Origin of the sequence: Sphingobacterium sp. 1.A.4 (assembly GCF_002734245.1) — a bacterium.
Taxonomy (GTDB): Bacteria; Bacteroidota; Bacteroidia; order Sphingobacteriales; family Sphingobacteriaceae; genus Sphingobacterium; species Sphingobacterium tenebrionis.
In genome coordinates, this window is record NZ_PEAZ01000016.1 from 1 (window position 1) to 701 (window position 701).

Consider the following 701-nt stretch of genomic DNA (forward strand, 5'->3'; position numbering starts at 1 on the left):
ACCCAGATCAGCACCGAAGAGCAGTTCATCACCCATTATAGCATCCATCAAACGGCCGCAGATACCACAACCCTGCCCGAACACCTGGAAGGCTTTGAGTCCCATTACGGAAAACAGAGTGAATCCATCGTCGCAGATGCCGGATATGGTAGCGAGCAGAACTACGAGCTGATGGAAGGACAGGGTATAACCGCTTTTGTGAAGTACAATTACTTCCATATGGAACAAAAGCGCAAGGATAAACAGGATCCTTTCTCGGTACAGAACCTATATTACAACCAGCAGGAGGACTTTTATGTGTGTCCGGCAGGACAGAAGCTCAGCTTTATCGGTCATGCAACCAGAGTCAGTGCCAACGGATACACTGCCCAGGTCAGCTGTTACCAGGCTCGGCGATGTGAGGGCTGCCCGATGCGCAGTGGGTGCCATAAAGCTAAAGGCGATCGGCTCATTGAAGTGAACCACAGGCTCAATCAGCTCAAGGATAAAGCCCGGGAAAGACTGCTATCGGAAGAGGGAATGTACCATCGGAGCAAGCGACCCATAGAAGTGGAAGCTGTTTTCGGTCAGATGAAAAGCAACAACAGGTTTACCCGGTTCACAATGAAAGGACTGGAGAAAGTCGCTGTGGAGTTCGGATTGATGGCCATTGCCCATAACCTCAGAAAATGGGCAAAAAAGTGGAAAGACAAAGCTTTTAT

The 701-nt window shown here is 49.5% G+C and carries 1 protein-coding gene; it reads left to right on the forward strand.

Annotated elements, in window-relative coordinates; all coding sequences use genetic code 11:
• Nucleotides 1-701: transposase (locus tag CRJ00_RS02095; protein WP_144038062.1), on the forward strand; the 701-nt coding region annotated here is incomplete at both ends.